This window comes from Aquimarina celericrescens, from assembly GCF_042682765.1.
Classification (GTDB): Bacteria; Bacteroidota; Bacteroidia; order Flavobacteriales; family Flavobacteriaceae; genus Aquimarina; species Aquimarina celericrescens.
The window spans coordinates 190902-203354 of the sequence record NZ_JBHUHY010000017.1 but is presented as its reverse complement, the minus strand read 5'-3'; the positions used below and the strand labels follow the sequence as shown (position 1 = coordinate 203354).

General features: G+C 33.7%; 11 protein-coding genes and 1 pseudogene. 6 read left to right on the top strand and 6 right to left on the bottom strand.

What is annotated here, in order from left to right; genetic code table 11:
* Window positions 1–220: 220 nt before the first annotated feature.
* From ACFSJT_RS17595 to ACFSJT_RS17585, 3 genes are all read left to right on the top strand, one after another.
* Window positions 221–1255, top strand: coding sequence for a sensor histidine kinase (locus tag ACFSJT_RS17595; protein ID WP_378321649.1), 1035 nt, complete (start codon window positions 221–223; stop codon window positions 1253–1255).
* Window position 1256: 1 nt separating this feature from the next.
* Complete coding sequence (locus ACFSJT_RS17590; protein WP_378321648.1) at window positions 1257–2015, top strand: LytR/AlgR family response regulator transcription factor; 759 nt, start codon at window positions 1257–1259, stop codon at window positions 2013–2015.
* 351 nt (window positions 2016–2366) lie between these two features.
* Window positions 2367–2771 (top strand): response regulator, encoded by a 405-nt coding sequence (locus ACFSJT_RS17585; RefSeq protein WP_378321647.1) that lies wholly within the window; start codon window positions 2367–2369, stop codon window positions 2769–2771.
* A gap of 33 nt (window positions 2772–2804) precedes the next feature.
* On the opposite strand, the gene ACFSJT_RS17580 is transcribed toward ACFSJT_RS17585, so the two are convergent.
* The 4 genes and pseudogenes from ACFSJT_RS17580 to ACFSJT_RS17565 form a co-directional block, all read right to left on the bottom strand.
* The gene (locus ACFSJT_RS17580; protein ID WP_378321646.1) at window positions 2805–2987 is read right to left on the bottom strand and encodes a type II toxin-antitoxin system antitoxin; all 183 of its coding nucleotides are present in this window, start codon (window positions 2985–2987) and stop codon (window positions 2805–2807) included.
* 3 nt (window positions 2988–2990) lie between these two features.
* Window positions 2991–3852, bottom strand: a pseudogene (locus ACFSJT_RS17575) (SPFH domain-containing protein).
* A gap of 144 nt (window positions 3853–3996) precedes the next feature.
* Window positions 3997–4434 (bottom strand): Hsp20/alpha crystallin family protein, encoded by a 438-nt coding sequence (locus ACFSJT_RS17570; protein ID WP_378321645.1) that lies wholly within the window; start codon window positions 4432–4434, stop codon window positions 3997–3999.
* Window positions 4435–4746: 312 nt separating this feature from the next.
* Window positions 4747–5148: a TerB family tellurite resistance protein gene (locus ACFSJT_RS17565; protein ID WP_378321644.1), complete on the bottom strand. Its 402-nt coding sequence runs from the start codon at window positions 5146–5148 to the stop codon at window positions 4747–4749.
* Window positions 5149–5230: 82 nt separating this feature from the next.
* Between ACFSJT_RS17565 and ACFSJT_RS17560 the strand changes: the two genes are divergently transcribed.
* The 3 genes from ACFSJT_RS17560 to ACFSJT_RS17550 all read left to right on the top strand — a co-directional run bounded on the left by ACFSJT_RS17560 (window position 5231) and on the right by ACFSJT_RS17550 (window position 10607).
* Window positions 5231–5497, top strand: a complete 267-nt coding sequence (locus ACFSJT_RS17560) for a DUF1456 family protein (RefSeq protein WP_378321643.1) — start codon at window positions 5231–5233, stop codon at window positions 5495–5497.
* Between the two features lie 69 nt (window positions 5498–5566).
* On the top strand, window positions 5567–7174 hold the full coding sequence (locus tag ACFSJT_RS17555) for a class I SAM-dependent methyltransferase (protein ID WP_378321642.1): 1608 nt from the start codon (window positions 5567–5569) through the stop codon (window positions 7172–7174).
* 157 nt (window positions 7175–7331) lie between these two features.
* Entirely contained in the window at window positions 7332–10607 is a 3276-nt protein-coding gene (locus ACFSJT_RS17550; protein WP_378321641.1) for a S41 family peptidase, read from the top strand.
* Window positions 10608–10647: 40 nt separating this feature from the next.
* On the opposite strand, the gene ACFSJT_RS17545 is transcribed toward ACFSJT_RS17550, so the two are convergent.
* Together ACFSJT_RS17545 and sucC are read right to left on the bottom strand one after the other, a co-directional pair.
* The gene (locus ACFSJT_RS17545; RefSeq protein ID WP_378321640.1) at window positions 10648–11154 is read right to left on the bottom strand and encodes a cupin domain-containing protein; all 507 of its coding nucleotides are present in this window, start codon (window positions 11152–11154) and stop codon (window positions 10648–10650) included.
* Window positions 11155–11231: 77 nt separating this feature from the next.
* Window positions 11232–12425 carry an ADP-forming succinate--CoA ligase subunit beta gene (gene sucC, locus ACFSJT_RS17540; protein ID WP_378321639.1) on the bottom strand — a complete coding sequence of 398 codons (1194 nt, stop codon included), beginning with the start codon at window positions 12423–12425 and terminating at the stop codon, window positions 11232–11234.
* Between the last annotated feature and the right edge of the window lie 28 nt (window positions 12426–12453).

Sequence of the window (12453 nt, the reverse complement as noted above, 5' to 3'; positions counted from 1 at the left end):
TGAGATACCAAAAGTTTACTTTAAAAGAGTCAAAACACTTTCCCGTTTTGTTTTTCCGGATCAACTTTGATTAATTACAATTCAACTTCTAAATTGACAATTGAACCAATTATCAGATCGACGTTGGCAACGAGTTATGTATCTTTATAAGCACTAATTACCAAACCGTGATATGATTTCAAAAAGTTACTTAAGGAAATTTGCCATTCGGTTTCTAATCGTGAATCTGATATATTTCTTGGTTAAACTAACTATAAACCATGACGATGACGACGGAACTATTTTTGATGCAACTGGTATTTTTTATTATTTCAGTGCTTTTTTTCTTCTAATGCTGGCTTGGGAAACCAATGATAGGTTAATTCGCCGTGAATTAAATGCAGATATTGAGAAGACTCTAGACATGTCAAATGGTCTTAAGATCTTAGGTATTAACCTGCTAATCATTCTCCCGGTAGCTGCTTTACTATATTATCTAGCCATTTTTGAATTGGATCATATCTGTGAAATTGATGCCGATAATCCTTGGTTACGATTTAGGATTGATTTTTTCAGAGCTACGGTTCTCGGGTTTGCTGCAATACTCTTCAACATGTTTTACTTTGCCCTTAAACAGAAGAAAGAGCTTGAGAATACTATGAATAAATTAAAAAAGGAAGCGATGACTTCTAAATATAAATCTTTAAAAAATCAGATCAGTCCACATTTTTTATTTAACAGCTTGAATACTTTAACTTCCTTAATGTATGAGGATCGAGATCTTGCCTCGGATTTTGTATCAAGATTAGCTTCTTGCTATCGATACATTTTAGATAATCGAGAAGAAGACCTGGTAAGTCTGGAAAAAGAATTAAGTTTTCTAGATTCGTTTATATTTATGATGAATGTGAGGCATCAAGGAGCTTTGAGCATTACTACTCATATTGCTATTGATCCCAAAGAATATTTGATTCCTACACTTTCTTTACAAATGCTGGTAGAAAATGCATTAAAACACAATTATTTTTCAAAAGAAAAGCCCTTAGAAATCAGTGTCTTCTCTATAGGTCAAAAAAGTATAGTGATTCAGAATAATTTGCATGTAAGAAAGCAAAAAGAAGAATCCACAAAACTAGGGCTCAAAAACATCAAAAAAAGATATTCATTTTACACCAACCAAAAGGTAATAGTGGAAGCGGAAAATGGATATTTTAAAGTGAACATTCCATTAATTTCAAGAGCTATTAACGAAGTTTCTATTGTAAAAGTTTCTTAAGATGACCGCTGTAATTGTTGAAGATGAAAATATAGCCTCAAGACGCCTTGCTAATCTTATAGAAGAATTAGCTCCAGAAATTCATATTGCAGGCCAGCTTACGTCTGTTGAAAATGGAAAGCATTGGTTTGAAAATAATCCTTTGCCTGATCTAATATTCCTGGATATACAACTTAACGATGGTTATGGGTTTGATATTCTGGACTCTTTAGAAAATCACCCTCCGGTTATATTTACAACGGCTTACAATGAGTATGCTATACGAGGTTTTAAATACAACGGACTAGACTATTTATTGAAACCTATTGACAAAAAGGATCTTCAAAATGCATTAGCAAAATATCGAAAAAACCATATTGATTCTGACACAACAATTAATGAAGATAAATTTGAACGAATAAAAAATTTGTTTGCCAAAGAATACAAAAAGCGATTTATGGTGAAAATAGGAAATCAATTCAACTCCTTTGATATTACAGACATTGCATATTTTAAGTCTAATGAAGGGTTGATATTCTTACATACCCGTAAAGGCCAAAAATACCCAATTGAATATTCTATTGATCAATTAGAAGAAATTTTAGATCCGGTGCAGTTCTTTAGAATTAATAGAAAATTTATGGTGTCTGTAAAATCAGTTATTGAGATTCATAGCTATTTTAACAGTAGATTATTGTTAAAATTAAAACCACAGGATGAAGAGCAAATTATCGTGTCCCGAGAACGAACTTCTAATTTCAAAAAATGGTTGGATTTATAATATTTTTTAGCTAACACTTCTACTTCGTATTGAGCTAAAGTATAAAAACAATAATACTACTCACAAATATTTTGTTTTACTAGTAAGATATAGCTTATTATAAAACATTTACGGATTCCCTTATAAGTTCTAATGTTTTACCTCATACTTTTACAAAAAAAAAGTACTACATTTAATTTAAAGTTTTTTATTGCACATGGCCAAGATCATATTTTAGGTCGGACAAATTATTTTTACCCCAATAAATATCATTTATCGATGCACCTCTATTCAAATTGATATAAACCCAAATTGAAAAGAACTTTGAGTATCGCAGATAAACGAACTATAGCATCATTACAATTTAGCCTCATGACAAAAAATATAAACACCCTATGTTTGATTGATGATGACAGGATACAACATTACATTATTAAAAAATTAATTAACAAAGCCCTTCCAAGCGAGAAAAAGCTTTTAATTTTTTCAAATGGGGAAGAAGGGATAAGTTATTTAAAATCTAATAACGAAAACATCAACAAAATACCCGATTTAATACTGCTAGATCTCAACATGCCAATCATGGACGGCTGGCAATTTTTAGAAGAGTATGAAAAAATACATCCCACATTGAAAAAAGATATAATTATTTACATCCTGTCATCTTCAGATAATCCAATGGATATTGCACGAACAAAAGAATTCGAAAAAGTCTCTGGTTACCTGACTAAACCCATTTCTGAGTTAGAACTTAAAGATCTCATGAATAGCTTTTGATTATATTCTAAACACCGAGCTGCATTATTCTTTTTAATTTGAATCGTCATCGGGCATCTGTTTTGACTTTTTTAATCGCTTAGCATCTTTTAGACTTTTGTGAATCATCCATTCTAATTGACCATTCACACTACGAAATTCATCATCTGCCCATTTTTCGATCAGCTTAAATGTTTCGGGATCAATTCTTAGTACAAACGATTTTTTTTTACCCATAAATTACGAATGTAACGTACCTGTGTTAATTACAGGCGTAGCTTCCTTATCTCCACATAAAACAACCATCAGGTTGCTTACCATTGATGCTTTCTTATCATCATCAAAATCAATGATGCCATCTGCTGATAGTTTAGACAAAGCATCTTCTACCATACCTACGGCACCTTCAACAATTTTTTTTCTTGCGGCTACTATAGCGACTGCTTGTTGTCTTTTTAACATCGCACTTGCAATTTCTGGTGCGTAAGCCAAATATCCAATTCTAGCCTCCATCACTTTAATTCCAGCGATGGCCAAGCGGCTCTGTTATTTCGTTTTCTAACGCTTCATTTACTTCATCCATGCCAGATAATAGTGTTATTTCATGATCGTTATGACCTTCAGCAAAATTATCATAGGGATAAGAACCCGCTAATTTTCTTACCGCAGCATCAGTTTGAACTCTAACAAACTCTTCATAATGATCAACATCAAAAGCAGCCTTGTACGTATCTTCTACCCTCCAAACCAAAATTACGTTAATCAAAATCGGATTACCAATTTTATCGTTAACTTTTACTCTTTCACTATAAAAATTTCTTGCTCTCAACGATATACGTTGTCTAGTGTAAAAAGGATTTGCCCAAAAGAAACCATTGTTTTTTACCGTTCCTTTATAAGCACCAAACAGAACCATCACTTTGGAGCTATTAGGGTTTACTATAAAAAAACCTTTGATAATAAAAATCACCACGGCTAGTAAGAGGATAAACAACGGATTCTTCATAACAACAAAACCCATAATCATCATAATGATGATGAGCAATAATACCCCTAAAACAAGATATCCATTACTTCCTTTAACAATTTTTTCATTTTTCATTATAATATCATTTTGATATCACAATAATATGAAAAAATAATTGAAATAGAAAAGATTCAATACTCTTATTTATAAAAAAGAAGAACGCCCTAAAAATAAGGCGTTCTTCATAACATTAATCAACTAAACAAATCTCAAATCCAATTATGAAATCTCAATCAACCTTTTAGGTTGTACTTTTGCTTCCTCTTTTTTAGGAATAGTAACTAACAGTACTCCATTTTCATAAGAAGCCTTAATTTCTTGACCATTTGCTGTCTCAGGCAAAGTGAAAGATCTTTTAAAAGAGCTATACGCAAACTCTTTTCTGGTATACTTACCATCATCCTCTTTGGTTTCTTTTTCTGATTTAGTTTCTGAAGAAACTGAAAGAACATCATTATCCAGCTCAATATTAAAATCCTCTTTTGCCAGACCTGGTGCCGCAAGTTCTACAGAGAAATCGTTATCAGTCTCTTTTACATTTACTGCAGGTGTATTAAACCCAATTCTTTTAGTATTTTCAGTTCCTCCTAACCAATCGGTAGTAAAAAAATCATCAAAAAGGAAAGGTAGTCTGTCTGTTCTTTTAATTAAACTCATCGTATTATATTTTTAAAGTTATTTAAAGTTTTAATTTCAATGAGTATATAGCAATTTGAGTTCCATAAGAAAAAACAAGACATTGTGTCATTTTTACCAAAAGATTTAATGACTTTTTGTCGTGTATAGGTATTTTCATAATGACAAATCTGCATAAGTAGAGATGATTGAGACTAGCGTTGTCATTATATAGATTCAATTCGCCATCAACTCTTTAGCAAAAAATAAACCACTAAAAAAAACCCTGCACTGTAGCGGGATCATTCGATACTGTAGTTTCAATTCGCTTTTAGCTCTTGATCTAATGCCTAATTAATTATAAAAACGAGTAAAAATTGCTAATAATTCTTTTGGGGGAATTACCTTATTTGGATAATTGTGCATTTCTTTTAAAACAGAGTCAATGGCTTCAGGTCGTAGTCCCATTTGTAATCCTATTTCTTTTATATCATCAATTTCTGAAGAAGAAGTTTCTTGATCAATATTCATTAACAGAATCAACCTATGAAATTGAAGAATACGTTGTGATTCTGGTTGCAGATTTTTCTTCTCTGCTCTATTTTTCACTAAACCGTTTATTTCTTCTTTGGTAATCCCTAATTGTAACCCAACCGCGACAATAAAGTCGTATTCCTGTTCTTTAAACTCTTTATCTACTTTTGCAAACTGAATCATTTCAGAAAGCAAACTTAATTTCTCCTCTTTACTATACATAAATTTAATTACTTTTTTTCTAAAATAGTAAATTTCAAATTATATCAATTACTTTTTAAACAACAAAGCATACCTTTGCGAAATGGGTTTAACTAATAATGATATTTTCAAAAAACTTAGAGTAGCACATAAATTACGCGATGATGATATCGTAAAAATTTGTGCTCTTGTAGATTTCAAAGTTACTAAAAGTGAATTAGGAGCTTTTTTTAGAAATGAAAGTCATCCAAAATATATGGAGTGCGGAGATCAAATTCTGCGTAATTTTCTTAATGGTCTCATTATCCACTTACGAGGCCCTATGCCAGAGAAAAAAATCGCATCAGACTCTAATAAGAATAAAAAATAAGTTCTTCATCTTCAAAATAAATTGTTTAATTTGGTTAGGACTAATTAGTAACCTTTCAATTAAGCACCTATGCTTTCGGCGACCAAAAAACAACAATTTAGAGAAGAACTATTTAGACATCTCGACGGTATTGTTGTCGCACCTATCTCGTACTCTTTATTAACTAATAATGTAGTACAATACCTTTTGGATACCAAAGAAGCATCTATCAATCAAATTGCGACGGCGTGCAGGGCAAACGAAGGATACCTTAATGTCGCCCTTCGTATATTGAGTTCTCAGGGCTGGTTAAACTACACCGTTACTCAAAATGATATCATTATAACAACCAACAACTCTTCTGAAATTGCTTTTGGCCATTTTTATGTATATAAAGATGTTGTCGATCTTTTGAAATACTCTGGTAAATTTCATCCTCGTAAATTCGAATTAGAACCTTTCCATAAACTTGAAAATTTATTCAAGAAATACCAAAATCGTTTTGATTTAGAACCTACAAATAACAATAACACTCTTGAAATTCAGAATCAAATCTTAAAGCATATCGAAGGGATCTTAGTAGGGCCCACCACAGTTCATCTTGGTATGGGAGGCATGTTTCATAAATATTTTATGGAAGCCTCTTTTAGCGCAGATGAATATCATAAATTCCCTGAAAGTTTTGACACTATTCTTTCTTTTTTAGGATATCTGGGTTGGTTTAGCAAAAATGACAACAACTACACATTTACAGAAAAAGGATTGTTCTTTGCCAAAAGAGCTTCTGCATATGGAGTTACTGTTTCTTATATTCCAATGTTTCGACAAATGGACAACTTGTTATTTGGCGACCCCAACATTTTATGGAACACAAAAGACGAAGACGAAAGCCATGTGGATAGAGAAATGAATGTTTGGGGAAGTGGCGGAGCACATACAACCTACTTTAAAAAAATTGATGAAATTATAATAAGCTTGTTCAACAAACCTTTGGCCGAGCAACCAAAAGGTATTCTGGATATGGGATGCGGCAACGGAGCATTTTTGATACATCTTTTTGATGTAATAGCATCCAAAACGTTACGAGGAGAACATCTGGAGGAGCATCCTCTCTTTCTTGTTGGTGCAGATTATAATACGGCAGCACTCAAAGTTACCCGGGCTAATCTTATTCAGGCAGATATATGGGCAAAAGTGATATGGGGAGATATAAGTAATCCAGATGGATTGCAAAAAGACTTAAAAGATAAATACAACATTGAACTGAAGGACTTGTTGTCTGTGAGAACATTTCTAGATCACAATAGAATATGGAGTGAACCAATATCAAAATTAGACCATCCAAGTCAATCTACAGGTGCGTTTGCCTATCGGGGAAAACGATTGAATAATGATGATGTTGAACGTAATCTAAAAGATCACTTTAAAAAATGGGTTCCTCATATTAAAAAATTTGGACTTATAGTAATCGAACTACATACCATACCTCCCGATCTAACCGCTAGAAATATTGGTAAGACCGCAGCCACTGCCTATGATGCCACGCATGGATTTTCTGATCAATATATACTGGAAATCGATTCTTTTTTAAAGATTATTAAGGAAGTTGGGCTACAAAGTGAAAAGGATTATTTCAGTAAATTTCCAAATTCGGATCTGGCCACTGTAAGCATTCATTACCTGATTGGGGAAGAATAAATTATATTTTTATTACAGGTTATATCCTAATCTTAATTTTTTCAAAGTTCTAATTCAAGAATTTAGAAAATGATTAACAATTTACAAGCGATAAAAGCTGTACTTTGAGGCATCTTTTTATTTAAAAGTCTTTAACTATTTATCAATCACATCAGTCATGAAAAAAATCTATTCTTTTTCTATTCAACTTTTATTTGCATTATTTTTTATTCCATTTCAGGTATTCTCTATCGACCCTGACGATACCAGAATGCTTCATCAACCAGCAATAAGCGAATCTCACATCGCTTTTATTTATGCTGAAGACTTATGGATTGCTAATAAAGATGGGACATTACCCAGAAGGTTAACAATAGACAAAGGTGTTGAATCTAATCCCATTTTTTCTCCCGATGGTAAACATATTGCCTTTAGTGCGGAATATGATGGTAACATTGATATATTTATCATCCCAGCGCAAGGAGGGATTCCAAAGAGATTAACCTGGCACCCAGGAAGAGACTATGCGAGGGGATTTACACCTGATGGAAAATCAGTTTTATTTAATTCTGGAAGGGCAATTCACACCAATCGATACTCTAAACTCTATCAAGTTTCAATTACTGGAGGGTATCCTGTCGAACTTGAAATACCAAATGCATGGCACGCAGCTTATTCCCCAGACGGAAAATATATGGCTTATACACCAATCAGGGAAAGATTTCAGCAATGGAAAAACTACAGAGGCGGAACTACTGCCAATATTTGGATATTTTCATTTGAAGATAAATCTATCGTTAAAATTCCACAACCAGCAGGAGGAAGTAATGATGTGCAACCCATGTGGAGAGATGACATAGTTTATTTTTTAAGCGATAGAAACGGAGAGTTTAATCTATTTTCGTACAGTACGAATTCAAAAGAAATAAAACAGCTTACCCAGTTTAATGATTTCCCTATCACAAATGCAGCTATAGGAAACAATAACATTATTTTTGAACAAGCCGGATACTTACATTTATTTAACATATCACAAGGGAATTCCACAAAATTGACAATTGGAATTTCTACAGACTTATTAGAATTAAGAGAACGATATATTAAAGGGAATGAACATATCCGTTCGGCAGGTATATCTCCCTCAGGAAAAAGAGCTGTTTTTGATTATAGGGGTGAAATAATAACAGTTCCTGAAGATAAAGGAGATCCCAGAAATATCACACTAAGTCAAGGCGATCATGAAAAATACCCTGCGTGGTCTCCCGATGGAAAAAAAATCGCATACTTCTCTGATGCATCAGGAGAATATGAACTTTATATTAAATCACAAGACGGTAAAGGGGAAGCACAAAAAATTAAAGTTTCTGGCACAGGATTTTATGCATACACTTCTTGGTCACCAGATAGTAAAAAGATCAGTTTTTCAGATAATGGCAGAAATTTATATATCCTAGATGTAGCCTCAAAAAAAATAAACAAAATTGCAAGTGATGATTATTATTTCCCAGGAGCCTTTAGAAATCTATTTGGCGATTGGTCCTCAGATTCTAACTGGATCATTTATTCAAAAATAATTGAAAGCAATTTTGAACAAATATTCTTGTATAATATAAAAAACTCAAAATCTTATGCCATTTCTGATGGATTAAGCAATGCCAGTGATCCTATTTTTGATGCTGGTGGAAAGTATATCTATTTTACCGCATCAACAGATGCCGGTCCTGTGGTAAATTGGTTTGATCAATCCAATCAGGATATGTCTCTTACCAACTCAATATATTTAGTTACGCTTCAAAAAGACATCATTTCTCCTTTTGTGAAAGAAAGTGATGAAGAAAAACCCGAAGAGAATAAAAAAGAAGAATCCAAAGATCAAAAAGAATCAAAAAAAGACAAAGATGATACTATCAAACCAATAACAATAGATCTTGAAAAAATTCAAAACAGAATTGTTGATTTACCTATTAAAGCAGGACACTATCATCATTTAACCTCTCCTGAAGAAGATATACTATTATATATATCTGGTGAATCTTATAACGATGAAGAGTCGGCTACACTTCATCAATACGACATAAAAAAACGCGAGGATTCTGAAGTTATGGAATTAGACTATTATGTTATTTCTTCTGACGGTAAAAAAATGTTGTACAATCTGGATGATAAGTGGGGAATAACTGAAACAGCCAAAAAGCCTGAGAATGGAAAAGGAATTCTAAAAATCGAGAATGTTCAGGTAAAAATCAATCCAGTAGCAGAATGGAAAAATATCTTTAATGAAGCCTGGAGAATTAACAGAGATTATTTTTATGACCCAGGTATGCACGGGTCTGATTGGATTGCGATGAAGGAGAAATATTCACAATTTCTACCTCATCTATCGTCTAGAAGCGATTTAAATAGAGTAATCCAGTGGATGTGTAGCGAACTATCTGTAGGACATCACAGACTTCAGGGAAGAGGCGAAAGACTAAATATACCAAAACGCATTCCTGGTGGACTTCTAGGTGCCGATTATAAAATTTCTAATAACAGATACCAATTTGAAAAGATGTATGGAGGTCTTAACTGGAACCCAAAACTTAGATCCCCATTAACAGAACCTGGTGTTCATGTTAATATGGGGGATTATTTGTTAGCGGTAAATGGAAAAGACCTGACCAGCAACGATAATATTTTTAGCCATTTTGAAAATACGGCAGACAAGATTGTAGAATTAACTGTTGGACCAAATCCAAATTATAACAATTCCAGGATAATAAAAGTTACTCCGGTATCCAGCGAATATGCTTTAAGAAATCGGGATTGGGTTGAAAGCAATTTAAAAAAAGTGCATGAGGCTACTAATGGTCAAGTTGCTTATGTATATGTACCTAATACCACTACGGCAGGTCATGAATATTTTAAAAGATATTTCTATCCTCAAGCCAATAAGAAAGCAATAATTATTGATGAGCGATTTAACGGAGGTGGACAAATCGCAGATTACTACATTAATCTTCTTTTGAACCCCTATCAATCGCATTGGAATTTCAGATATGGTAAAGATCTTAAAACTCCTAGTGCTTCTATTCAAGGTCCAAAAGTGATGCTTATTGATGAAACTGCAGGATCAGGTGGAGATATGTTACCCTGGATGTTCAGAAAATTTAAAGTTGGAACTTTAATTGGTAAACGAACCTGGGGAGGTTTAGTAGGTATATTAGGGTTTCCGGAGTTTATCGATGGTGCCAGTGTTACGGCCCCGAATGTGGCAATCTGGACAGAAGATGGATTTATCGTAGAAAATGTAGGTGTTGCTCCAGATATTGAAGTAGAACAGCTTCCCTCTGAAGTGATAAAAGGTAGAGACCCACAATTAGAAAAGGCAATTGAAGTAGTCTTAAAAGAGCTTGAAAAGAACCCTCCTAAAGAACCTAAAAGACCCCCATATCCCAAAAGAGCAAGAAATTAAAGACAAAAAAAACACCCGATTTGAAATAATCGGGTGTTTTTTATATCCTAGTAAATTGGGTGATCACTTCAGTATATTTTGGATATTCTTGTACCAACGATTTTCTTTCTGCCAGCTCAAAATCTTCAAAATCGAAACCTGGTGACACCGTACAACCTACCAATGAATAACTATTGGCATCCGTAACACTTGAAGCAAACCAGCATCCAGCTGTAACCACCAACTGTGGTAATGCTCCCTGATCAAGATTGATCCCTACTTCATATCTTTTATATTCTCCATTGTGATCAATTACATGAACATATAGTGAAGAACCTTGATAATAATGCCATATTTCATCTTGTTTTATTTTATGAAATGCAGAAAAATTATCTGATGTAAGTAGAAAATAGATGGCAGTGCAATAGTTTCGTTTACCAGAAAAGCTACTCCCTAAGATGTTTTCAGGGATTATACCTTCACTTCTATATGTCTCTTTATAAAAACCACCTTCAGGATGAGGATTCATTTCCAAAGTGCGAACTATTTTATCAATTTCGGTATTCATGACTGTATTTTTTTGATAAACAAAAAAGCGATCTATTCAAGATCGCTTTTATTTATGATAAAAAGTGCAATTACTAATTATGCCAACACTGCTTGCACTTTGTCTGCAGCTTCTTGAAACTGCACTGCACTTTGAACATCTAATCCACTGTTATCAATTAACTCTTTAGCGATATCTGCATTGGTTCCTTGTAAGCGCACTATAATAGGAATGTTGATAGCATCACCCATGTTTTTATAAGCATCTACTACCCCTTGAGCAACCCTATCACAACGTACGATACCACCAAAAATATTAATCAAAATTGCCTTTACATTAGGATCTTTTAGAATAATTCTAAAAGCAGTTTCAACGCGTTTGGCATCCGCAGTACCTCCTACATCCAAGAAGTTTGCGGGTTCGCCACCTGCCTGCTTTATTAGATCCATAGTTGCCATGGCAAGACCGGCACCGTTTACCATACATCCAACATTTCCATCAAGGTCAACGTAATTAAGACCTACTTCTTTTGCCTCTACTTCAATAGGGTTCTCTTCGCGAATATCTCGCATATCGACATAATTTTTATGTCTATACAATGCATTATCATCAAGTGTAACTTTTGCATCAACCGCCATAATTTTATCATCACTAGTTTTTAAAACCGGGTTAATTTCAAATAATGAGGCATCAGATTTTACGTAGGCAGTATATAAAGCCATTACAAATTTTGTCATTTCTTTAAAAGCAGTACCACTTAATCCAAGATTAAATGCTACCCGACGAGCTTGAAAAGGCAATATACCAACCGAAGGATCAATCTCTTCTGTAAAAATCAAATGTGGTGTTTCTTCAGCTACCGTTTCTATATCCATTCCACCCTCTGTAGAATACATGATCATATTACGCCCGGTAGTACGATTTAATAACACAGACATATAAAATTCGTCTGGTTCACTATCACCTGGATAATAAACATCTTCTGCCACTAATACCTGGTGAACTTTCTTACCCTCTGCAGAGGTCTGAGGAGTAATTAAGTTCATTCCTATGATTTGTTCTGCTATAGATTCTACTTCCTGAAGATTTTTAGCAAGTTTAACTCCGCCACCTTTTCCTCGTCCACCTGCATGTACTTGAGCTTTTATTACATACCAACTTGTTCCTGTTTCGGTTGTAAGTTGTTTTGCTGCTGCTACGGCTTCATGTGCATTTTGTGCCACAATACCGCGTTGTATTCGCACGCCAAAGCTGCTTAATATCTCTTTACCCTGATACTCGTGTAAGTTCATATTGTTAGTTTTTTTACCTTTTTTATAG

Excerpts from the sequence above, each read along its gene's own strand:
- ACFSJT_RS17590 (WP_378321648.1), top strand. The coding sequence starts at position 1,257 with ATGACCGCTGTAATTGTTGAAGATGAAAATATAGCCTCAAGACGCCTT.
- ACFSJT_RS17585 (WP_378321647.1), top strand. The coding sequence starts at position 2,367 with ATGACAAAAAATATAAACACCCTATGTTTGATTGATGATGACAGGATA.
- ACFSJT_RS17580 (WP_378321646.1), bottom strand. The coding sequence starts at position 2,987 with ATGGGTAAAAAAAAATCGTTTGTACTAAGAATTGATCCCGAAACATTT.
- ACFSJT_RS17570 (WP_378321645.1), bottom strand. The coding sequence starts at position 4,434 with ATGAGTTTAATTAAAAGAACAGACAGACTACCTTTCCTTTTTGATGAT.
- ACFSJT_RS17565 (WP_378321644.1), bottom strand. The coding sequence starts at position 5,148 with ATGTATAGTAAAGAGGAGAAATTAAGTTTGCTTTCTGAAATGATTCAG.
- ACFSJT_RS17560 (WP_378321643.1), top strand. The coding sequence starts at position 5,231 with ATGGGTTTAACTAATAATGATATTTTCAAAAAACTTAGAGTAGCACAT.
- ACFSJT_RS17555 (WP_378321642.1), top strand. The coding sequence starts at position 5,567 with ATGCTTTCGGCGACCAAAAAACAACAATTTAGAGAAGAACTATTTAGA.
- ACFSJT_RS17550 (WP_378321641.1), top strand. The coding sequence starts at position 7,332 with ATGAAAAAAATCTATTCTTTTTCTATTCAACTTTTATTTGCATTATTT.
- ACFSJT_RS17545 (WP_378321640.1), bottom strand. The coding sequence starts at position 11,154 with ATGAATACCGAAATTGATAAAATAGTTCGCACTTTGGAAATGAATCCT.
- sucC (WP_378321639.1), bottom strand. The coding sequence starts at position 12,425 with ATGAACTTACACGAGTATCAGGGTAAAGAGATATTAAGCAGCTTTGGC.